General features: G+C 49.0%; 20 protein-coding genes. 10 read left to right on the top strand and 10 right to left on the bottom strand.

Features of this window, described 5'->3' with window-relative positions; genetic code table 11:
* Genes ssuD through ssuE form a run of 3 tightly spaced genes read right to left on the bottom strand, consistent with a single transcriptional unit; the run spans window position 1 to window position 2,679 of the window.
* Window positions 1–1,146, bottom strand: coding sequence for an FMNH2-dependent alkanesulfonate monooxygenase (gene ssuD, locus M979_RS03185; RefSeq protein ID WP_064553677.1), 1,146 nt, complete (start codon window positions 1,144–1,146; stop codon window positions 1–3).
* Window positions 1,143–2,111 (bottom strand): sulfonate ABC transporter substrate-binding protein, encoded by a 969-nt coding sequence (locus tag M979_RS03190; protein ID WP_064553680.1) that lies wholly within the window; start codon window positions 2,109–2,111, stop codon window positions 1,143–1,145. The genes ssuD and M979_RS03190 overlap by 4 nt, the downstream gene beginning before the upstream one ends.
* A complete protein-coding gene (gene ssuE, locus M979_RS03195; RefSeq protein ID WP_034456329.1) occupies window positions 2,104–2,679 on the bottom strand; it encodes an NADPH-dependent FMN reductase in 576 nt (191 codons plus the stop codon). The genes M979_RS03190 and ssuE overlap by 8 nt, the downstream gene beginning before the upstream one ends.
* 248 nt (window positions 2,680–2,927) lie before the next feature.
* Between ssuE and pyrD the strand changes: the two genes are divergently transcribed.
* Both pyrD and zapC read left to right on the top strand, forming a co-directional pair.
* Window positions 2,928–3,938 carry a quinone-dependent dihydroorotate dehydrogenase gene (gene pyrD / locus M979_RS03200; RefSeq protein ID WP_064553681.1) on the top strand — a complete coding sequence of 337 codons (1,011 nt, stop codon included), beginning with the start codon at window positions 2,928–2,930 and terminating at the stop codon, window positions 3,936–3,938.
* 165 nt (window positions 3,939–4,103) lie between these two features.
* Window positions 4,104–4,646, top strand: coding sequence for a cell division protein ZapC (zapC, locus tag M979_RS03205; protein ID WP_064553683.1), 543 nt, complete (start codon window positions 4,104–4,106; stop codon window positions 4,644–4,646).
* Here zapC and M979_RS03210 read toward each other — a convergent pair.
* The gene (locus tag M979_RS03210; protein WP_064553684.1) at window positions 4,643–5,755 is read right to left on the bottom strand and encodes a YcbX family protein; all 1,113 of its coding nucleotides are present in this window, start codon (window positions 5,753–5,755) and stop codon (window positions 4,643–4,645) included. The two genes, zapC and M979_RS03210, sit on opposite strands and share 4 nt — an antisense overlap.
* A 124-nt stretch (window positions 5,756–5,879) precedes the next feature.
* On the opposite strand from M979_RS03210, the gene rlmKL reads away from it, so the two are divergent.
* The 6 genes from rlmKL (at window position 5,880) to rmf (ending at window position 13,814) form a co-directional block, all read left to right on the top strand.
* The gene (gene rlmKL, locus M979_RS03215) at window positions 5,880–7,997 is read left to right on the top strand and encodes a bifunctional 23S rRNA (guanine(2069)-N(7))-methyltransferase RlmK/23S rRNA (guanine(2445)-N(2))-methyltransferase RlmL (RefSeq protein ID WP_064553685.1); all 2,118 of its coding nucleotides are present in this window, start codon (window positions 5,880–5,882) and stop codon (window positions 7,995–7,997) included.
* A 5-nt stretch (window positions 7,998–8,002) separates the two neighbouring features.
* Window positions 8,003–9,910 carry an ABC transporter ATP-binding protein gene (locus M979_RS03220; RefSeq protein ID WP_034456323.1) on the top strand — a complete coding sequence of 636 codons (1,908 nt, stop codon included), beginning with the start codon at window positions 8,003–8,005 and terminating at the stop codon, window positions 9,908–9,910.
* A 16-nt stretch (window positions 9,911–9,926) separates the two neighbouring features.
* Complete coding sequence (gene pqiA, locus M979_RS03225; protein WP_064553687.1) at window positions 9,927–11,195, top strand: membrane integrity-associated transporter subunit PqiA; 1,269 nt, start codon at window positions 9,927–9,929, stop codon at window positions 11,193–11,195.
* Entirely contained in the window at window positions 11,185–12,825 is a 1,641-nt protein-coding gene (gene pqiB / locus M979_RS03230) for an intermembrane transport protein PqiB (protein WP_064553689.1), read from the top strand. The genes pqiA and pqiB overlap by 11 nt, the downstream gene beginning before the upstream one ends.
* Window positions 12,822–13,388 (top strand): membrane integrity-associated transporter subunit PqiC, encoded by a 567-nt coding sequence (pqiC, locus tag M979_RS03235; protein ID WP_064553691.1) that lies wholly within the window; start codon window positions 12,822–12,824, stop codon window positions 13,386–13,388. Before pqiB ends, pqiC begins: the two co-directional genes overlap by 4 nt.
* A 258-nt stretch (window positions 13,389–13,646) precedes the next feature.
* Window positions 13,647–13,814 carry a ribosome modulation factor gene (gene rmf, locus M979_RS03240; RefSeq protein WP_034456319.1) on the top strand — a complete coding sequence of 56 codons (168 nt, stop codon included), beginning with the start codon at window positions 13,647–13,649 and terminating at the stop codon, window positions 13,812–13,814.
* Between the two features lie 197 nt (window positions 13,815–14,011).
* Here the strand turns inward: rmf and fabA are convergent, their stop codons facing one another.
* The gene (gene fabA / locus M979_RS03245; protein ID WP_034456318.1) at window positions 14,012–14,530 is read right to left on the bottom strand and encodes a bifunctional 3-hydroxydecanoyl-ACP dehydratase/trans-2-decenoyl-ACP isomerase; all 519 of its coding nucleotides are present in this window, start codon (window positions 14,528–14,530) and stop codon (window positions 14,012–14,014) included.
* 68 nt (window positions 14,531–14,598) lie between these two features.
* Window positions 14,599–16,353 (bottom strand): AAA family ATPase, encoded by a 1,755-nt coding sequence (locus M979_RS03250; protein WP_064553692.1) that lies wholly within the window; start codon window positions 16,351–16,353, stop codon window positions 14,599–14,601.
* A gap of 175 nt (window positions 16,354–16,528) precedes the next feature.
* Between M979_RS03250 and matP the strand changes: the two genes are divergently transcribed.
* Window positions 16,529–16,981 (top strand): macrodomain Ter protein MatP, encoded by a 453-nt coding sequence (matP, locus tag M979_RS03255; RefSeq protein WP_064553695.1) that lies wholly within the window; start codon window positions 16,529–16,531, stop codon window positions 16,979–16,981.
* 105 nt (window positions 16,982–17,086) lie between these two features.
* On the opposite strand, the gene ompA is transcribed toward matP, so the two are convergent.
* Both ompA and sulA read right to left on the bottom strand, forming a co-directional pair.
* On the bottom strand, window positions 17,087–18,166 hold the full coding sequence (ompA, locus tag M979_RS03260) for a porin OmpA (protein WP_034457194.1): 1,080 nt from the start codon (window positions 18,164–18,166) through the stop codon (window positions 17,087–17,089).
* Window positions 18,167–18,525: 359 nt separating this feature from the next.
* A complete protein-coding gene (sulA, locus tag M979_RS03265; protein WP_064553697.1) occupies window positions 18,526–19,035 on the bottom strand; it encodes an SOS-induced cell division inhibitor SulA in 510 nt (169 codons plus the stop codon).
* A 220-nt stretch (window positions 19,036–19,255) separates the two neighbouring features.
* On the opposite strand from sulA, the gene M979_RS03270 reads away from it, so the two are divergent.
* The gene (locus M979_RS03270; RefSeq protein ID WP_034457193.1) at window positions 19,256–19,870 is read left to right on the top strand and encodes a TfoX/Sxy family DNA transformation protein; all 615 of its coding nucleotides are present in this window, start codon (window positions 19,256–19,258) and stop codon (window positions 19,868–19,870) included.
* Here M979_RS03270 and yccS read toward each other — a convergent pair.
* Together yccS and M979_RS03280 are read right to left on the bottom strand one after the other, a co-directional pair.
* The gene (yccS, locus tag M979_RS03275; protein WP_034456314.1) at window positions 19,867–22,002 is read right to left on the bottom strand and encodes a YccS family putative transporter; all 2,136 of its coding nucleotides are present in this window, start codon (window positions 22,000–22,002) and stop codon (window positions 19,867–19,869) included. The two genes, M979_RS03270 and yccS, sit on opposite strands and share 4 nt — an antisense overlap.
* 25 nt (window positions 22,003–22,027) lie before the next feature.
* On the bottom strand, window positions 22,028–22,474 hold the full coding sequence (locus tag M979_RS03280; protein ID WP_034456313.1) for a YccF domain-containing protein: 447 nt from the start codon (window positions 22,472–22,474) through the stop codon (window positions 22,028–22,030).
* Window positions 22,475–22,553: the final 79 nt, after the last annotated feature.

Below are 22,553 nucleotides of genomic sequence, written 5' to 3' on the forward strand. Positions count from 1 at the left end.
TTAGCTTTGCGCCACTTTGCGCGGGATAAAGTCATTGGCTACCACTTCGCCCCTTTCATGAACCAGGCGCGGCTGTGGAATTTGTGGAATCGCGACATCAAGATGTGGGAACAGTAACTCCCCAACGCGATAAGCCTCTTCCAGATGCGGATAACCCGAGAGAATAAAGCTGTCGATTCCGAGCGCTGCGTATTCGTTGATGCGCTCCGCAACGGTGGGACCATCGCCTACCAACGCAGTACCCGCCCCGCCACGCACAAGGCCAACTCCTGCCCACAGATTCGGGCTAATTTCCAGGTTATCGCGTTTGCCGCCGTGCAACGCCGCCATGCGGTGCTGGCCGACGGAATCGGTGCGCGCAAATGCGGCCTGCGCTTTTGCGATGGTTTCATCATCAAGTTGAGAAATCAGGCGATTAGCGGCATCCCACGCTTCTTCGTTGGTTTCACGCACAATCACATGTAAGCGAATACCGAAACGTACTGTGCGACCATGAGCTGCGGCTTTCGCACGGACTTGCTCAATTTTTTCTTTCACTAAATGCGGTGGTTCGCCCCAGGTGAGATAGAGATCCACTTGTTCGGCGGCCAAATCCTGCGCCACATCTGATGACCCACCAAAATAGAGCGGTGGGCGAGGCTGTTGCACCGGCGGGAACAACAGTTTTGCCCCTTTAACCTGAATGTGTTTGCCTTCGTGATCCACCGTTTCGCCTTCCAGTAAGCGACGCCAGATATGGGTAAATTCTGCGGAGGCTTCGTAACGTTCCTGATGATTGAGGAACACGCCGTCTGCGGCTAACTCTTCCGGGTCGCTACCGGTAACCAGGTTAAATAAAGCACGCCCGTTGGAAAGTCGGTCGAGCGTTGCAGCCTGACGTGCAGCCACGGTTGGGGAGGTCACACTTGGGCGCAGTGCGACCAGAAATTTCAAACGCTGCGTCACGGGAATCATAGATGCGGCAACCAGCCATGCATCTTCACAAGAGCGGCCCGTTGGGATCAGTACACCGGTAAAGCCAAGTCTGTCCGCAGCCTGTGCAATCTGTTGCAGGTAACCGTGATCAACCGGGCGTGCTGCATCGTTACTGCCTAAGTAGTGGCCGTCGCCGTGGGTAGGTAAAAACCAGAATAAATTTAAGCTCATGATTTATTTCCTTCAGTTGGTTGCCAGATGCGGGTGCGAATATCGACTTTCTTAGGCACTAAGTGGTTGTCATAAAACAGATCTGCGGTTTGCTGTTGTTTTGCCGCAGTCTCGGCGCTGACAGGTGTAATCACCGTTGGTGGACGATGATCGAAATAGGTGGCAATTACGTTTTCCGGCAGGCCCATGGTTTTTGCCAGCAGCGCAACGCTTGCATCACGCTGGCTACGGGTCAACGCATCGGCATCGCTAAAGGTTTTCAAAACGTGTTGCAGGAAAGCGCCATTTTTCTCGGCATATGGACGAGAAGCGAGATAGAAGGAACCGGTTTGATTAAGCTCGGTGCCATCGGTTAAAACGCGCACTCCGCCATTGAGCAATGCTGCGGAGTAGTACGGGTCCCAAATCGCCCAGGCATCAACGTTGCCCTGCTGGAACGCCGCCCGGGCATCGGCCGGCGTTAAGTATGCAGGCTGGACATCGGTAAATTTCAGGCCGGCTTTTTGTAGCGCTCTTAATACCAGATTGTGGGAACTGGAACCTTTTTGGAAAGCGATTTTATGGCCTTTGAGTTCCGCGACTGTTTTTATCGGACTGTTTTCCGGCACCAGAATCACTTCGGCTTTCGGTTTTGCCGGTTCTGAACCGACATACACAAGATCGGCACCTGCTGCCTGCGCGAAGATTGGCGGAATATCACCGGTGCTGCCCAGATCGATACTGCCGATGTTCAGCGCTTCGAGCATTTGTGGGCCAGCCGGGAACTCAATCCACTGGAATTTTGTATTCGGGTACTCTTTTTCCAGCAGCTGATGGCTTTTCGCCAGCACCATGCTGACCGAGCCTTTTTGATAACCAATGCGTAGCTGCTCAGGCCCGGTTTCAGCCGCGTGAAGTGTAGCGCTCAGGCTTAATGTTCCTGCGAGTGCAAGCCAGGGAGCGGTTCGTTTCAGAAAGTTAAACATGAGCAACTCCTTGCGTCTTAAAAGGGGAGGAGACAATGAAATCCCGGCGGTGCAAAGCCTGCCAGAAGGTTTCCAACGAGTTATCGAGGCGTTGTTGTAAGTTATTACTGAACACTGGTTTGTGCTGGTAATCCGCAATCTGGCTGTCATCGGCAAACACACCATGCAGAATTTCCTGTGCTTTTAGCGCATTAAGGACAGGCTTAAGTGCGTAATCGACTGCCAGCATGTGCGCCACCGTGCCGCCGGTGGCTAAAGGCAGAACGACTTTTTTATCCAGAGCGCGCTCAGGCAATAGGTCGAGCAGCGTTTTCAGAGCGCCAGAAAATGAAGCTTTATAAACAGGTGTTGCGATGATCACGCCATCGGCCTGCTCTAATTGTTCTATTAACGCCAGAAGAGCCGGGCTATCGAAACGGGCGTAGAGCAAATCTTCAGGCGCGAAATTCTGTAGATGCCAGTGACACACCTCGATATCCAGAGCGCTCAGTTTTTCGCGGGCATATTCCAGCAGTGCACTAGAACGGGATGGGAAGCGCGGGCTTCCAGCAAGGGTAATCACACGCATATCGTTTCCTTATAACTAATTGTTTGCTTTTAAGTAACATTGATAACAATTGAGTGTGATATTCGCGCAGAACTGTTATTCCACTAAATGATTTATATGGAAAACATTTGCTAAAAAACGCATAACAACAGAGAGAAAGGTAAACGATTGCGCTGATTCAGCCTTTTTTGTCGCAGGTCAATTCCATTCACTCACGTTATCAACGATAATACGGCCCCGGTTTGCATACCGGGAATCCAGGAGAGTTCATGTACTACCCCTTCGTTCGTAAAGCCCTATTCAAGCTCGATCCAGAGCGCGCTCATGAAGTGACATTCCAGCAATTGCGTCGTGTAACAGGTACACCTCTCGAATGGCTGGTGCGGCAAAACGTGCCGTCGAAACCTGTCACTTGTATGGGATTGACCTTTAAGAACCCATTAGGCCTGGCGGCAGGCTTGGACAAAAATGGTGAGTGCATTGATGCGTTGGGTGCAATGGGCTTTGGCTCCATTGAAATTGGCACAGTAACGCCTCGCCCACAGCCTGGAAATGACAAGCCAAGAATCTTTCGTCTGGTAGAGGCTGAAGGATTAATTAACCGTATGGGTTTCAATAACCACGGTGTTGATAACCTGGTTGAGAATGTCAAAAAATCCCATTTTGATGGGGTACTTGGTATCAATATTGGTAAGAATAAAGACACTCCAGTTGAACAAGGGAAAGATGACTATTTGATCTGCATGGATAAAATTTATCCATACGCGGGTTATATAGCGATTAATATTTCATCACCAAATACCCCTGGATTACGCACGCTGCAATACGGCGATGCGCTGGATGATCTGTTAACTGCAATCAAAAATAAGCAGCAAGCGCTTCAGGAATTGCACCATAAATATGTGCCTGTGGCGGTGAAGATCGCGCCGGATCTTTCTGAAGAAGAATTGATCCAGGTGGCTGATAGTTTGGTTCGCCATAATATTGATGGGGTAATTGCCACCAATACGACATTGGATCGCAGCCTGGTTCAGGGCATGAAATATTGCGATGAAATGGGTGGCTTAAGTGGCCGTCCGGTTCAACTAAAAAGCACAGAAATTATTCGCCGCTTGTCGCAAGAATTAAATGGTCGCTTGCCGATTATTGGGGTAGGCGGTATTGATTCATTGATTGCTGCTCGTGAGAAAATGGCAGCGGGTGCCTCTTTAGTACAAATATATTCCGGGTTCATATTTAAAGGCCCACCTCTGATTAAAGAAATCGTTTCAGGTCTCTAAGTATTTACTTTCGGACAACCGGGGCTTTATTTTCAGCCCTGGTTGTTTTATATTCCATCAATGTTGCTAATTTGAACATATTAGTCTTTTATTAATGTGTTCATTTACGAAGCGGTGATAAGGATATTTCTAATCGCAGGAATATGGGGATAAGGGCAAATAATTATGCGGATTAAACCGGACGATAATTGGCGTTGGTATTATGATGAGGAGCATGATCGTATGATGCTCGATTTAGCCAATGGCATGCTTTTCCGTTCGCGTTTCCCTCGTAAAATGCTTACTCCCGATGCCTTTGAAAACACAGGATTTTGTGTCGATGATGCAGCTCTATTTTTCTCTTTTGAAGAAAAATGTCGTGACCTGGTATTAAGTAAAGAACAGCGTGCTGAACTGGTGTTAAATGCACTCGTAGCAATTCGTTATCTTAAGCCGCAAATGCCAAAAAGCTGGCACTTTCTCTCTCATGGGGAATGCTGGCAGCCAATACCGGGCGATGCTGCCTGTGTGTGGTTAAGCGACGATATGCAGCAGGTGAATCTGCTGGTGGTAGAAACGGGGGATAACGCTGCGCTCTGTTTATTAGCACAGCCAGGCTTGCAACTTGCTGGCCGTACCATGCAGCTCGGTGATGCGATTAAAGTGATGAATGACAGATTAAGGCCGCAACCAATAAGTAACGCCCTTAACCTTGATCAGGCGGTTTAATTACCCGCTAACTCTACATCTCCTGCAGGAATACAACTACAGCAAAGGATTGTGCCATCATCATTGATAGCATTTTTCTTCAACGCTTTGACTTCCCCACTGACTAACTTTATCCGGCAACTGCCACAAATTCCGGCTCGACAAGAATAGGGCACGCGAATTCCTTGTTGTTCGAGTTGCTCCAGCAAAATTTGTTGGTTGTTACCGCGAAATCGTTGGCCCTGCCAGCCGATTGCCACCATGCTTTCTTGCTGTTCAAAAGGTTCAAGAGTTTCTTCGGTCACCCCAGCGCCATAAACCTTCGCAGGTTTAGTTGCCAGTACTTCGAGCTCATCACCTACACGAATCACTCCGCTATTGCGGGCAATCAGATTTTGGCCGAAATCGACATCACCATTATCCAGTGCGGTGCGGAACTTTTGTAATGTCGCCAGCGGCTCACCACTCGGATGTTTACGGCCCCGCTCCGGGCTGACGGTGGTAAAAATGCAACGGCTGCATGGTTTTGCCACATCAAAAGTAACGCCACCAATACGCACCACTTGCCAGCTATCTTCTGCCCATGCATGCGCGCCAGTGACCACGATATTAGGGCGGAATTGCGTCATTTTGACACTTGCAGGGCAGCGGTTTTGCAAATCGCGCAGTGAGGCTTCATTAGCCAGCAAGAATGGGAAACCGTCAGCAAAAGAGAGCGGCACCTCTTCATGGCGTTTAACACGGCGCGTTAAACTTTCACCTAACCAGCGCAGTTGTACCGGGCGTGAGAAGAAACCACTCAGCCATTGATTAATTTCATCTGGCGCAATTTGCGCGGTGAAATGGTTTCCCCAGACTTCTGTGGGTGCAGCCTCCGGCTGGAAATCGCTAAAGCGTATTGTGGCGGAACTGCCGTCCGGTGCGCTCAAAAATAGACCGTCGTGAATAATGGCCGGAGTAAATAGCACCATCTGCGGGAACTGACGTGCGGTAATAAAAGTGCCGTCAGGTTCTGTCACCATAAAGATGCGGTCAAAAGCTAAACCGCTGGTTGTTGCCTGTGCATGGGAGAGCGCAAGGCCACGCATCGATTTCACCGGGTGAATATAAAGCTGGGATAGGGTGATCATGATACGCACGCGCTCCTTGCATAAATGAAGAAAAAGAGAATATAAGAGGCCAACTTTATGACATGCGTGGCGGATTGGCTATAATGCGCCACAATTTTCTTTTTATACCTGATTAAGTGACGATATGAATTCTCTGTTTGCCAGTACGGCGCGTGGGCTTGAAGAGCTATTAAAAACTGAACTGGAGGGCCTTGGTGCGCAAGCATGCCAGGTGGTTCAGGGCGGCGTACATTACCAGGGGGACTCACGTCTGCTCTATCAAAGCTTGATGTGGAGCCGCCTTGCGTCCCGCATTTTGCTGCCATTGAATGAATGCAGTGTTTATAGCGACCTGGATTTGTATCTGGGCGTACAGACTATCGACTGGCCTGCGCTGTTTGGCCCGGATGCGACCTTTGCGGTGCATTTCAGTGGTCTGAATGACGTTATCCGTAATAGCCAATACGGCGCGCTAAAAGTGAAGGATGCGATTGTTGACTCCTTCACCCGTAAAAATCTACCGCGCCCGAACGTTGAACGTGAACAGCCTGATTTGCGCATTAACGTCTGGCTGAATAAAGACACTGCCAGTATTGCGCTGGATTTGAGTGGCGAAGGCCTGCATCAGCGCGGCTACCGCGACAGCACCGGTGCGGCTCCTATTAAGGAAACGTTGGCATCCGCTATTGTTATGCGCTCAGGCTGGCAGCCGGGTACACCGCTGCTCGATCCAATGTGTGGTTCCGGTACGTTGCTGATTGAAGCTGCGATGATCGCCACCGATCGTGCGCCGGGCTTGCATCGTAAGCATTGGGGATTCCTCGGCTGGGCAAATCACGATGTTGATTTGTGGAAAGAGATCACCACTGAAGCACAGGTTCGCGCTCGCAAAGGTCTTGGCGAATACACTTCGCGCTTCTATGGTTCGGATAACGATTCACGCGTTATCGAACGCGCCCGTGCCAACACCCGTCGTGCGGGTCTGGGCGATATCATAAGCTATGAAGTCAAAGACGTGGCTAAATTGACCAATCCGCTGCCAGAAGGCCCGGTTGGTACAGTTGTCAGTAACCCGCCATACGGCGAGCGTCTGGACAGTGAGCCTGCGCTGATTGCGTTGCACAGTCTGCTTGGCCGCAATATGAAAAACCATTTTGGCGGCTGGAATTTATCGCTGTTTAGCGCCTCTCCGGATTTGCTAAGCTGCCTGCAACTACGTGCCGAACGTCAGTTTAAAGCGAAAAATGGCCCGCTGGATTGCGTACAGAAAAACTATCAGTTATCTGCGACCAGCAGCGGTGTGGTATCAGGCCAGATTGCTGACGATTACGCGAACCGACTGCGCAAAAATATTAAAAAACTCGATAAATGGGCGCGCCAGGAAGGCATCGAATGCTACCGAATTTACGATGCTGATTTGCCAGACTATAACGTAGCTGTTGACCGCTACGGCGAGTGGGTTGTGGTTCAGGAATATGCGCCGCCGAAAACGATTGATGCCAACAAAGCGCGTCAGCGTCTGTTTGATGTGATTGCTGCAACAATGTCTGTACTGGAATTACCATCCAACCGTCTGATTCTGAAAACCCGTGAGCGTCAGAAAGGGAAAAGCCAGTATCAGAAAATGGATGAGAAGGGCGACTTTATGGAAGTGAGCGAATATAACGCTCGTCTGTGGGTTAACCTGACTGACTACCTTGATACCGGTTTGTTCCTCGACCACCGTATTGCACGCCAAATGCTGGGCAAAATGAGCAAAGGGAAAGATTTCCTTAACCTGTTTGCTTATACCGGCAGCGCGACAGTTCACGCAGGGTTAGGTGGCGCTAAAACGACGACTACCGTCGATATGTCTCGTACTTACCTGGAGTGGGCTGAGCGTAACTTGCGTCTTAACGGCTTGAGTGGCCGTGCACACCGCCTGATTCAGGCTGATTGTCTGGGCTGGTTGCGTGAAACTGATGAACAGTTTGATCTGATTTTTATCGATCCACCGACGTTCTCAAACTCAAAACGTATGGAAGAATCTTTTGATGTCCAGCGTGACCACATCGTGCTGATGAAAGACCTTAAGCGTCTGTTGCGCCAGGGCGGCACCATTATGTTCTCCAACAATAAACGCGGCTTCAAAATGGATTTTGACGGGCTGGCTAATCTGGGCTTGAGCGCTCAGGAAATCACGCAGAAAACGTTGTCACAAGATTTTGCCCGTAATCGCCAAATTCATAACTGCTGGCTCGTTACTCACGTAGCCAAGGATTAATTGTCATGTCATTAATTAGTATGCACGGTGCCTGGTTGTCGTTTAGCGACGCACCGTTGTTAGATAACACCGAACTCCATATCGAAGAAAACGAACGCGTCTGTCTGGTTGGCCGTAACGGTGCAGGTAAATCCACCCTGATGAAAATCCTCAACCGTGAAGTGCCGCTGGATGATGGGCGCATGGTTTACGAGCAGGATTTGATTGTCGCGCGTTTGCAACAAGATCCACCGCGTAATGTTGCGGGAACAGTTTACGACTTCGTTGCTGAAGGCGTGGAAGAGCAGGCCGAGTACCTCAAGGCGTATCACGATATTTCCCATAAAGTGATGACTGACCCGAGCGATAAAAACCTGAATGAAATGGCGCGTATCCAGGAGATTTTGGATCACCAGAACCTCTGGCAACTGGATAGCCGCATCAATGAGGTGCTCGAACAATTAGGCCTGGAAGCGGATACTGAACTTTCAGCACTTTCTGGCGGCTGGTTGCGTAAAGCGGCACTGGGCCGTGCTCTGGTGAGCTCTCCGCGCGTTCTGTTGCTTGATGAACCAACCAACCACCTGGATATCGAAGCTATCGACTGGCTGGAAGGTTTCCTGAAAGAGTTCCAGGGCAGCATTATCTTTATCTCGCACGACCGTTCATTTATTCGCAATATGGCGACGCGTATCGTCGATCTTGATCGCGGCAAACTGGTCTCTTACCCTGGCGATTACGATCAGTATCTGCTGGCAAAAGAAGAAGCTCTGCGTGTTGAAGATCTGCAAAATGCCGAATTTGATCGCAAACTTGCTCAAGAAGAAGTGTGGATCCGTCAGGGTATTAAAGCACGCCGTACGCGTAATGAAGGCCGTGTGCGTGCCTTGAAAGCAATGCGTAACGAACGTAGTGCTCGTCGTGAAGTGTTGGGTAGCGCCAAAATGCAAGTTGGCGAAGCGGCGCGTTCCGGCAAGATCGTCTTTGAAATGGAAAACGTGTTTTACCGAATCGCTAACAAAAACCTGGTGTCGGACTTCTCAGCGCAGGTGCAGCGCAGCGACAAAATCGCGCTGGTGGGGCCAAACGGCTGTGGCAAAACCACATTGTTGAAACTGATGTTAGATCAGTTGAAAGCAGATAGCGGGCGCGTGCATTGCGGTACCAAGCTTGAAGTGGCGTACTTTGACCAGCACCGCGCGGAGCTCGATCCTGATCGCACGGTAATGGACAACCTGGCGGAAGGTAAACAAGAGGTGATGGTAAACGGCAAGCCGCGCCATGTGCTGGGTTACTTGCAGGACTTCTTGTTCCATCCTAAACGTGCCATGACCCCTGTTCGTGCGTTGTCTGGTGGTGAGCGTAACCGTCTTTTACTGGCGAAGTTATTCCTAAAACCAAGCAACTTGATGATTCTCGATGAACCGACGAATGACCTGGATGTCGAAACGCTCGAATTACTTGAAGAGTTGATTGATGGTTACCAGGGCACGGTTATGTTGGTGAGCCACGATCGTCAATTTGTCGACAATACTGTTACCGAATGCTGGATTTTTGAAGGCGAAGGTAAGATTGGTCGTTACGTCGGTGGTTATCATGACGCAAAAGGCCAACAGGCATCTGCGCAAACTTTGCGCCACTCTGTGGCAGATAAGGCGCAAAACAACCAGCCTGCTAAGGCTGAAGTTGTTAAACGGGCAAGTAGCAAGCTAAGCTATAACTTGCAACGTGAATTAGAGCAATTACCACAACGTCTTGAACAACTTGAGGCGGAACTGGAAGCTATCCAGGCGAAGGTGGGAGATGCTGAGTTCTTTAACCAGCCACACGACGTCACACAAAAAACATTGAGCGACCTGACCGCAGCCGAAAAAGCACTGGAAGAGGCTTTTGAACGTTGGGAATATCTTGAAGCTCTGAAAAACGGCGCGTAACACAAGGAGACACGATATGTGTGCCACGCATCACCATCGTTCACACATATTATGCTCGCAATGTGACTTACTGGTTGCGCTACCGGTATTGGAGGACGGCCATAAGGCCGTCTGTCCACGTTGCGGTACAACACTTCTCACTCAGTGGTCCTCGCCACGTCAACGTCCTACAGCTTATGCGCTGGCCGCTCTGTTTATGTTGCTGCTTGCCAACCTATTTCCCTTTATCAACATGAAAGTAGCAGGACTCAGCAGTGAAGTTTCGCTGCTTGAAATACCAGGCGTCATGTTCAACGAAGACTACGCAAGCCTTGGCACCTTCTTTATGGTCTTTGTGCAGGCGGTACCTACGTTCTGTTTAATCACGATTTTGTTATTGGTTAACCAGGTGGCATTACCACTGACGTTTAAAAAGCGCCTGGCACGTATCCTGTTCCAGCTAAAGTCATGGGGCATGGCGGAAATTTTTCTTGCGGGCGTTCTGGTGAGCTTCGTCAAATTAATGGCTTACGGCGATATTGGCGTCGGGAGCAGTTTTATTCCGTGGTGCTTATTCTGTGTGTTGCAACTCAGGGCTTTTCAGTGCGTAGATCGCCGCTGGCTGTGGGATGATATTGCGCCTGAGCCGGAGATTTCGGTACCGCTTAAAGTCGGTGTATCGGGGCTTCGTCAGGGGTTGCGTTCTTGTTCATGCTGCACAGCAATCGTGCCAGAGGATCAGGAAGTTTGTCCGCGCTGCGAAACCAAAGGGTACGTTCGTCGCCGTCATAGCTTGCAATGGACACTCGCTCTGCTGCTGACTTCAATTATGCTTTACCTACCCGCAAATATATTGCCCATCATGATAACCGAAGTACTGGGCAGTAAAATCCCGTCGACGATTATTGCCGGGGTTATCTTGTTGTGGAGCGAAGGCTCTTACCCGGTTGCTGGGGTTATTTTCATCGCCAGTATTTTGGTTCCGACCCTTAAAATGTTGGCGATTGCCTGGTTGTGCTGGGATGCTAAAGGCCACGGGCAACGTGACAGTGAAAGAATGCATTTGATCTATGAGGTGGTCGAATTTGTCGGACGCTGGTCAATGATCGATGTGTTCGTTATAGCGGTATTGTCGGCCCTGGTGCGTATGGGAGGATTGATGAGTATCTACCCCGCGATTGGTGCCGTGATGTTTGCATTAGTAGTGATTTTGACAATGTTTGCAGCGATGACCTTTGACCCTCGCTTGTCCTGGGATCGCGCACCGGATTCAACTCATGAGGAGTCGTCTGAGCATGGAAAATAAAAGCGGGGAAGCAAAAGTAGCAAAGGTGAAAAATTGGTCCCCGGTATGGATTTTCCCTATCGTAACCGTGCTAATCGGCGCGTGGATCTTATTTTATCACTACAGTCATCAAGGGCCTGAAGTCACGCTGATTACCACTAATGCTGAAGGCATTGAAGGTGGGAAAACCATGATTAAAAGCCGCAGCGTTAATGTGGGTGTGGTGGAAAGCGCGGTGTTGTCAGACGATTTGCTACATGTCGAAATTACAGCCCGGCTGAACTCCGGGATGGAAAAACTTCTGCATAATGACACAGTCTTTTGGGTCGTGAAGCCGCAAGTTGGGCGTGAAGGTATTTCCGGGCTTGGTACTCTGCTCTCCGGTGCTTATATCGAACTGCAACCGGGCAGCAAGGGGTCTCAATCCACTAAATACGATTTGCTGGATGCTCCTCCACTGGCACCACCTGATGCTAAAGGTATTCGCATTACCCTCGACAGTAATAAAGCAGGGCAGCTCTCTCCTGGTGACCCGGTGTTGTTCCGTGGCTATAGAGTCGGTTCAGTTGAAACGAGCACCTTTGATCCGGCGAAACGTAGCATCAGTTATCAGTTATTCATCAGTGCGCCGAACGATCGCCTGGTGACCAGTAACGTACGCTTCTGGAAAGACAGTGGCATTGCCGTTGATATGTCTTCACAAGGTATGCGCGTAGAAATGGGTTCTCTTACAACGCTGTTTAGTGGCGGTGTAAGTTTTGACGTACCAGAAGGTTGGGAGCTTGGTAAACCTGCGAAACCGGGTAGCGAGTTTAATCTCTTCGATGATCAGAAAAGTATTCAGGATTCTCTGTATACCGATCACATTGATTACCTGATGTTCTTTAAAGATTCAGTGCGTGGCCTGCAACCAGGAGCACCAGTTGAGTTCCGCGGCATTCGATTGGGAACCGTAGCGAAGGTGCCATTCTTTACGCCAGGTATGCGTCAAAAAATTAATGATGATTTCCGTATTCCTGTTTTGATTCGTCTGGAGCCAGAACGTTTGCAAAATCTCATTGGAGACGATGTTCGTATTCAGGAAAATATGGCTGCGCTTATCAAGCGTGGTTTACGGGCTTCAATGAAAACGGGCAGCCTGGTGACAGGAGCGTTGTTCATCGATCTTGATTTCAATCCTAAAGCTCCACCTGTTACCGATTTACCGACTTTTGGTGGTTATCCGATTATCCCAACCATGAGCGGTGGTCTGGCACAAATCCAACAACGCTTGCTGGAGACACTGGATAAGATTAATAACTTGCCGCTCAATCCGATGATTGAACAAACCACCAATTCGCTTGCTGAAAGTCAGCGAACCATGAAGCGTTTGCAGCAGACGCTCGATAATCTGAATAAGATTACCGCGAATAAGTCGATGCAATCGTTGCCTGAAGATATGCAGTCAACACTGCGTGAACTTAATCGTAGTATGCAGGGCTTCCAGCCGGGTTCTGCGGCCTACAACAAGATGGTGGCCGATATGCAGCGTCTTGATCAGGTTCTGCGTGAATTGCAGCCTGTACTGCGCACGTTGAACGATAAGAGCAATTCGCTGGTCTTTGAAGCGAAGGATAAAAAAGATCCCCAGCCGAAGAGGGCGAAAGAATGAAAAAATGGCTCCCGCTCTTTGCTGCATTGGCTCTAACGGCCTGTAGCAGCACCGATAATGGAAAGACCTATTACCAGCTACCTCAAAGCTCCGCACCTGCTATGCAGGCTGCGAGCCAGCCTGGAACCCATTTATTGTGGGTAGAGCAGGTTGCGGTTCCTGATTATCTCGCCGGCAATGGCGTGGTTTATCAGACCAGTGAGGTGCAGTACGTCATTGCTTCCAGCAACTTGTGGGCAAGTCCGTTGGATCAGCAATTGCGTAACACTCTTGTAAGCAATCTGAGTAGTGCGTTACCTGGTTGGGTTGTGGCATCACAACCACTAGGCAACGATCAGGATACTCTGAATGTTAACGTGACCGGTTTTCACGGACGTTATGACGGGAAAGTGATTGTAAGTGGCGAGTGGCTGCTCAAGCATCAGGGGCAATTGATTAAACGTCCGTTCCACGTTGAGCTGAAGCAAGAAGCTGATGGTTACGATGCCATGGTGAAAACCTTAGCACAGGCCTGGCAGCAAGAAGCGAAAAGTATCGCTGGTGAGCTGACACGCTTTAACTAATCACCTCAGTAGCACAAAAAAGCTGCGTCATTCGCCTGCAAAGCGGAACGCAGCTTTTCTTTTGGCATTAATTTGTTACCCACGCGTTCTCACACTTTTTGTGCAAAACAAAACTCTTGTAGCTCACATTTATGACATTGGCGTGAATTTTGCGCATTGACGATAGAGTCTTTAGGAGTTATTGCTTATATGTGGTTGCACGTTTTGTGGCCACTGTTTTCTTTCCACCAGATTATATAGAAATGAGGGAAACGAGGCATGAAGAGACAAAAACGAGATCGCCTGGAACGGGCTCATCAACGTGGTTATCAAGCAGGTATCGTCGGACGCTCCAAAGAGATGTGTCCCTATCAGACACTGAATCAAAGGTCGTACTGGATGGGAGGCTGGCGAGAAGCCATGGAAGACAGGGCGGTTACCGCGTAATCACTGTCTCTTTAAGAAAAGAAACCTCCGCATTGCGGAGGTTTCGCGTTTATACCCTTCATACTTCGCGCGGCTTCTATGTTGGCTCGCTCACGCGCCCCCCGAATCACTTACTTGAGTAAGCTCATCGGGATAGGCTCTCTTTCCGCCCACCTGCAACTTGAAAGCTAGCGGGTATGAATGACGGTATTGAGAGCTTAGAAAGCGGTGGTGTCTTTGAATAGACCCACTTTCAGATCGGTAGCGGTGTAAATTACACGGCCGTCAACCAGCACTTCACCATCAGCCAGGCCCATAATCAGGCGGCGATTGATAACGCGTTTGAAGTGAATACGGTAGGTGACTTTCTTCGCTGTAGGCAGGATCTGTCCCGCGAGTTTAACTTCACCCACGCCCAGTGCACGACCTTTACCTTCACCGCCTAACCAGCCGAGGTAAAAACCTACCAGCTGCCACATCGCATCCAGACCCAGGCAACCAGGCATAACTGGATCGCCAATAAAGTGGCAACCGAAGAACCACAGGTCAGGATTAATATCTAATTCTGCTTCAACGTAACCTTTATCGAAGTTACCACCGTCTTCGGTCATCTTGACGACGCGGTCCATCATCAGCATGGATGGCGCAGGCAAACGTGGGCCTTCAGCACCAAACAGTTCGCCACGACCAGAGGCAAGGAGATCTTCTTTTGTATAGGATTCGCGTTTATCTACCATGTTTACAGTAAGCCTTATTGTAATGAAGCACGCATGTTAGCTAACACGTGTACGCTCAACAAGTCCGATCAGTTTTGATTGAACCAATTGAGCCAACGCAGTGGCCATGGATAGCGGTGCCGAATATCTTGCGCAGATGCCTGAGCGATTCGCTCTTGTACCGCACGCATGAGCGTATTTTGCCCTTCGCCATCCCAGGGCAGATTTGTTAATAAGGGTAGTGCATCAGTGACATCATCGATGGCCCAAATAGTGAACTGGCCCTGTTCTACGGCATCCAGAACATCCTGGTGCAGACAAAGGTGACGCACGTTGGCAACCGGGATAATCACGCCTTGTTTGCCGGTAAACTCGCGTTGTTGGCAAATTCGGAAGAAACCTTCGATCTTCTCATTCAGGCCGCCTACCGGTTGCACTCGACCAAACTGGTCTACGGAGCCTGTCACCGCTATATGCTGATAAATCGGTACATTTGCTAGCGCACTGATTAATGCGCACAGTTCAGCCATTGAGGCGCTATCACCATCTACTTCACTGTAAGACTGTTCAAAAGTCAGAGATGCAGAGAAGGGAATTTGCTGGTCAAGTTGCAATTCAGACATTAAAAATGCCTGCATGATCATCATGCCTTTTGCATGAATATTGCCGCCTAACTCTGCTTTGCGCTCAACGTCAGTAAATTCACCATCGCCGACATGAACAACACAGCTGATACGGGAAGGTTCACCGAATGCGCGAGGATGGCCTGGGAATTCAATTACCGAAAGTGCATTGATCTGCCCGACCATTTCACCTTCAGTTTCGATGAGGATCTGCTCAAGCAGAATTTCATCCTGCATGCGTTCAGCAAGATAACCTTCACGCCACTCACGTTGTGCCAACATTTGCGTCAGTTCTTCAGCACCAAAGCTTTCTTCTTCAGTAAATGCTGCTACTTCGCGCAGCTGACGGCTAATCCATGATGGGCATAGCGGCAGTGTTTCCTGGTCGCCGGTATAACGCACGGCTTCACGGATTAACACAGGCCATGCATCGGTAGCAGGGGCTGGGAGTGTTTTGGATTTAGCAACCGCGTAAATCCATTGACACCACAACGCCATGTCGTCAGCAGAGGCAATCTGCAGGTTTTCTTCAAATTCGCTATAAATCGCTGAAGTCGCTAGCTCAGGTTCCATATCCTGGAAGTCTGCCAGCGATTCGCGCTCGCCAACCAGAACCAGTTTCAGGCTCAATGGTAACGAAGGAATATTAATTGGAAGAGGACGTGTTTCGTCAGGTGAAATCCAGTCGAAGCGACCCTGAATGACCATTTGCTTCAGGCGTAGCCACAATAGCGGTTGTGCTAACACACTACGCAATGACAGCACCAGAATACCACCGTTGGCCCTATGAACCAGGCCAGGAGTCAGGGTAACTTCGCCGGCAAACTGACGCACGCAGCCAAACAGTTGCTCTGCTTCAATCCAGTCGGCAGCGACCACCTCGGATAGCCCTGCAAAATTGTCTTCTGCTGACTCGGCCGGGCGTAACGTTACGTGACTGCCTTCTACTAGATAATGGCCACCCGTCAAAGCCTTGTCTTGTGACCAGCATTCGCGAGCCGCTTCGGTAATAAGATTGAGGTATTCGGCTTCTTCAGCAGCTTTTACCAGCATCAGATCGGCCGAGGCTACCGGTTGGCTGAGCTGCACCAGTCCGTAAGACAGACGGGGTTGCACAGCGGAGAAAGGGGCTGTTTCGGAATCATAAGGCTGTGCGAAAATTTCCTGATAACTTTCGGTATCAGGTACAAGAGCACGCCATTCAAGTCGATTAGTCGTCAAAGTCGCTATTTATTAATTAGATGTCAAAGGCGCGATTATACAAGAATAGGGGAGGTAGCACACGGTTTATGCGGAGCGGCAAGTTTACTTAGCTCACAGCTTTCATTTTTCAGGTAAGCGAAAATAAAAAAAACTGTTATTCTGAAATGAGTTACACGGTCACACTGAGATCGCAATGAAATATCAACAGTTGGAAAATCTCGAGAGCGGCTGGAAGTGGAAGTATCTGGTCAAAAAACACCGCGAAGGCGAATTAATTACACGCTATATCGAAGCTAGTGCGGCGAAAGAAGCCGTTGATGAACTTTTACGCTTCGAAAATGAACCTGTGCATGTGTTGAGCTGGATAGAGAAACATATGAATCCAGATCTTCATAATCGTATGAAGCAAACTATCCGCGCGCGACGTAAACGGCACTTTAATGCTGAGCATCAACATACGCGCAAGAAGTCCATCGACCTTGAATATTTGGTTTGGCAGCGGTTAGCAGGGCTTGCTCACCGACGAGGATGCACACTTTCAGAAACTATTGTGCAGTTGATTGAAGATGCTGAGCGTAAAGAGCAATACGCCAGTCAGATGTCATCACTCAAACAGGATCTCCAGGCTTTGCTAGGCAAAGAGTAGATAGTCGATTGTATTGACGCAGAGTTCTGTTGTTCTGTTCTGTGTATTCTCCCAAGAATAAAAACAAAAAACCCCGCCTGGGCGGGGTTTTTTTATAACGGTAACTTATGCCGCAGGCTGAGTTACAACGTCTTTGATACCTTTAACTTCGATCTCTACGCGACGATCTGGAGCCAGGCAATCAATCAGTTTAGCTTTAGGAGCTACGTTATCACAGGTGTTGCCAGTAACTGGGTTAGATTCGCCCATACCGCGTGGGGAGATCTTGTTAGCTGGGATACCTTTAGAGATCAGGTAATCAACAACAGACTGCGCACGTTTGTCAGACAGTTTCTGGTTGTACTGGTCAGAACCGATACGGTCGGTGAAGCCCAGAACTACAACAGAACCATCTTTCGGGTCGAGGTTGCTCAGCTGAGTATACAGCTGATCCAGTGCCTGCTGACCTTCTGGTTTCAGAGTTGCTTTGTTGAAGTTGAACAGAACATCAGACTTCAGAGTGAAGTGCTTGGTCTGTACTTCTGGAGCTGGAGCTGGAGCTGGAGCTACAACTGGTGCTGCAACTTCGCCCTGACCGAAACGGTAAGAAACACCCAGGCTCAACATGCCGTTGTCTGGACGAGTACCAACGGTAGCAGCGTCACCGATGTTGTTAGTCCACTGATATTCCAGACGGGTAGCGATATCGCGGGTAACTGCCCACTCAACACCACCAGCAGCCAGTGGAGATACACCAGTGTCGTGATCGCTTACACGGTTACCAGCAGCATTCACAGCTGTAGAATCTGCACGCCATACCATACCACCCAGACGAGTGTAGATGTCCAGATCGTCAGTGATTGGGTAGCCCAGTTTAGCGGTCAATTGAACGCCTTGCGCTTTGAAAGCACCGTTTTCTACGCTGCCTTTATATGGCATACGACCTAACCAGTCATAACCCATTTCAAAACCAACGTACGGGTTAACCTGGTAACCACCGAACGCACCAGCACCCAGTTGGCTTTCGTGAGTTGGGCCATTACCGATGCCGCTATCATAGCCGTTCTGGTTAGAGAAACCGGTGTCGTGGAATTGGGACCAACCCAATTTACCACCTGCATACCAGGTGTTATCTTTCGGTGCGGCCTGCGCTACGGTAGCGAAGCCAGCCAGTGCCACTGCAATCGCGATAGCTGTCTTTTTCATTTTTTGCGCCTCATTATCATCCAAAAAGGCCATGAGCTTTAAAATCGCTCTAAAGCCCAGGGTTAAATCCTTCGCCCGAGTTTATGCTCACTTGTTACTCTACCGATCAATCGGTGTTATGAAGAGCAACCCTGGCGAGCTAAAGTCTACAACGTAGTTTAAAACTTACAAGTGTGAAGTCCGTCAGGCATATGAAAAAAAACGACTTGTATACACATTTTCTAACATCTTTGCGCGTAATTCACACTCTAAAGATTTGCTGGAAGGCCGCCTGGAGCGGCTTGGGACGCGGATTCTTGATAATTCACAATGAATTGTCAAGAGTTCATAAAAAGTTCCAGGAATTCTCTTAAATTTACTTAATGATACAAACTAGAATGAATTTTTAGCTCACTTCGTGGTCGACACCCTGTTTCCGAGATACGGGTTGGACGCATAATGAAGCCGATCGCATTCCCCATTTCGGCGGCAGATGACAGTTGCAAATGCTCTTCATCGGTCAATTCTTTGGGTAACCAACCGATAACAACACTGTAATTTCCTGTCTGCAACGCTTTTACCATAGCATCTACGGTGAAAAGTGGATCTAACTGGCTTACCTGCATAACTTTTGCCAGCGGCAGACCTGCTGATTGTACCCACTGACGACTTAATTTCTGCTGTGGTGTTAGCCACAGCTGCCAGCGTGACTGTTGCCCAAGCTGTTGAAGTAGTGGCAATAAAACCAGCTGTGTAACCCATGGCTGATCTTCGCTGTAGATCACTTCACTGATCAACCCTTTAATTGTGCTACCTGCTGATGACTGGGCCACAGAAGGCACAGTATTGGGAACAGTGGCAACCTGAGTTAGAACGTTATGTGAATGCATAGTTAATCCCGCCTGATGGGTTACTGTATGAATATACAGTAATGCCTGTTTGGATAAAGATCAATCTAAATTTCGGAAAGTGTCTCGCAATTTCATCATGTAATTCCACGGAAAGTGAGAATGTGATTGCCGTGAGTGATTAGGTTACTTATTTTCGTATTACGGGGAGTGGTAATAAACCGTGATGCTGCGTTACTACATGATATTTAGGGATATATTCATGAAAAATAAATCATATGCAAGGATTCATCAATCCAAAGAATACTTATCTCCACTAGGAGAGATTGGCTGCCGATCGCTATTTGGAGGATATAGCCTAACGGTAGAAAACGTTGTATTTGCCATGGTTTCTGAAGGGGAGCTCTATTTGCGAGCATGCGAACAAACGGAAGTCTATTTTGTTAAACGAGCCTCACAACCACTGCTTTACAATAAACGTGGACGTACTATCGAACTCAATTATTACCGCGTTGATGAGGGGTTGTGGAGCGATCGGGAAAAGCTAGTGCAACTGTCAATGGATGCTCTATTCAGTGCCCGGCGCGAAAAATCCCGCCAGCGTGCTCAGCAAAGACTCAAAGATTTACCTAATTTAACGCACAGTCTGGAAATGATGCTGTGGGAAGTGGGTATTGCTGATGTGCGCACCCTTCATGCCTACGGCGCAAAGCGCTCCTGGATAAAGCTCAGGGGTGTTAAGAAAGGACTTGGCGTGCAGGTATTGCTGGCATTAGCTGGTGCTATTTGCGGAATTCACGAGGCGGCACTCCCGGCGGCAACGCGCCAGGAGTTGGTCGAGTGGGGACATCATTACGAGCAACGCCAAAGGCGTTAATCGTGTTGTTGTGACACAAGTTGTTGAAGGCGCGATATCTCTGGTAATAGCGCAACCAGCAGACCAATCTGCTGAAGCACAAGTGGCTCTTTGGAGTCTGGTTGCGGTTCAAGTGTGGTTATGCGTTCAGATAGTCCCTGAAGTGCCTTTTGAACTCGTTCTTCATCCGTTGGTAGGTGATGAAGTGCATCGTCGACGTAGCACACCGCATCATCAAGCAGTAGTAAAATATCCTCGTTGGTCAGTCTTTCACGATGTGCACCTAACGCTGAGATATAACTATTGAAGGTATGATTCAGGCACAATAAGCGAAAGGCTGTTTCCCGCATCTCCGGTGAAACACGCGGTTCAGACGACATATTAGACACAACTGAAGCCAGTTCAGCATCTTTGTTATGTGCATCCCGGCGTGCAATACGATACTCCAGCCGATTGTCACGGCCCTGGTGGTATTGCTCAAGAATTGCGTCCAGATAACGGCAGTTAGCGTTAAATGCACGCTCAACCACTAATGGTAATCTGCGAAAACGCCAGTCAGGCCAGATGAAACTTACGGCGGCCCAGGCGATGGCACATCCTAATAAGGTATCAAAGATACGTGGCATTGCGACTTCAAACCCTTCGCCCAACAGGTTGAAACAGAGCAATACCAGCAAGGTGATGAACATGGTGGCGTGCGCATATTGCACGTTGCGAAAAGCAAAGAAGAGCACACCAGTAATCACAATTAAAACAAGCTGTCCTTCAATTGATGGCACAAAGAACAATACGGGAAGCCCGACGGCCACGCCCACCAACGTACCGATAATACGCAAAGCCAGGCGTCGGCGAGTAGCGCTGTAGTTAGGCTGGCAAACGAAGAGGCTGGTCAATAATATCCAGTAGCCATGTTTTAACCCGGTGAATTGAATAAACATATAGCCGACGCACAACACAACAGACATGCGCACCGCATGGCGGAATAACGCAGATTCTGGTGTCAAATTGCGTCTTAATCGCTGCCACATATCACCAAATCCAGTTAAGCGATCATCTAACAGGCGGTTTTCTATATCGCTGTGCGGAGCGGCGAGCGCTTGTTCAGACTCAATAGTTGCTAACTGAGCATCGATGGCGCGCAAATTACTCACCAGAAAGCCAAGTGCTTTTAACTCACTTGCCAGATATTGATCCGTTTTTAATCTCTCAATGGCGGCATCAAGATGGGTAAACGCCCGCTCGAACCGTGGGTCATGTTGATATTTCACGCGTAATAAAACGGAACGTGAAAGCTGCAAACAGGCTTGAGATTGCATGGTTAACAGGCGTTGAAAGCGAAACATGATGTCGCTGTAGCGAAACTTATCGCGCAGTGCCTGGTACTGGATGTGAGAAGAGCTGGCCCGCTCGTGAATATCCTGTGCGACAAAATAGTAGTGCAGAGTCCGCCGAGTGCCTCGCTGCCCACGATCTCCGCGTAAACGCGTCAGCAACGATCCTTTGGTTTGATTCAAAACTGTCACAAGCTGGCTATTCGCCATCGCAAGTTCAAGCATTGGTGCCTGGCTTTCTTCTTCGATATCGGGGTCGAAGAGTGTTGCTTTGACTTCGAGATAACGTGCGAGGCTTTCATAACAGCGTGCCAGGTTATCCTGAAGCGGTCGAATCGGGAATACAAGATGTCCGGCAAGTGTTAGTAAGTTGTACCAGATGGCACCTGCCAGCAGCAAAATGGGTTGCTGATACCAGTGATCGTACAAAGAAATGCCGAGCATAGTATAGATGGCGATAAGCAGCGCCCCAAAAGCGATAGTGGCGTAACGCTGACCTAACCCACCCAGAAGAATGAACCCGCTCGTGGAAACCATTAGCCCGATACCAAACAGCACGGGCCATGGATATAACAGCTCCACCGATGCGGAAGCGATGAAGAAACTAATTAGAGTAATCAGAAGATTACGTAAACGTCCGGCGAGACGGTCATCTAAATCTGCAAGAGCTGCCGCAACAACGCCGAGCGTCAACGGAATAGTGAGTTTGACCTCGCCCAACCACCATGGGAAGGCAGCGGTGCCCGTAAGCGCAATGAAAATACGTAAGTTATAGAGCCAGGTGCTGTTCCAGGTATAGCGGCGCAGAATTGGGCTAAGCATTAATACTCACTATTCTTGTCAAATTTTACTGGAAACGACGTCGTGCATTAGCTTCACGTGCAGCCTGGGCAGTTTCTACAGAAACAACACGGCGACCAACGGGCCAAAGTGCAATCGCGGCTATCTTGAAGTTAGCGATTCCTACAGGAATGCCGATAATAGTGATGCACTGCGCAATCCCGGTGCAGATATGAAGCACACAGAGCCACCAGCCGAAAAACACCAGCCAGAGAATATTTAGCAGCGTACCGCCGGTATTCAGGATGGCACTTTTACCCTGTGGATTGAGTTCATCAACATGAACAGCTTCGTTGCCGTACGGAACGAACGAAAGTTTAGTTATCTCCCAGCAGGAACGAGTCAGTGGGAGAGTGAAAATAAAAATGATACTGACGAGAGTGGCCAGCAACCAAGAGAGAGTGGTGAGAAAACCACCCAGTACAAAGTTCAATACATTAAGGACTGTACGCATAATCACTCTTTGTTGGCATGAATATAGATAAATGAATAACCACAGCAATTGTAACGCGTTTTTACCCTGGAGCGTCATT

It is taken from the genome of Buttiauxella noackiae ATCC 51607 (assembly GCF_001654865.1).
GTDB classification, from domain to species: Bacteria; Pseudomonadota; Gammaproteobacteria; order Enterobacterales; family Enterobacteriaceae; genus Buttiauxella; species Buttiauxella noackiae.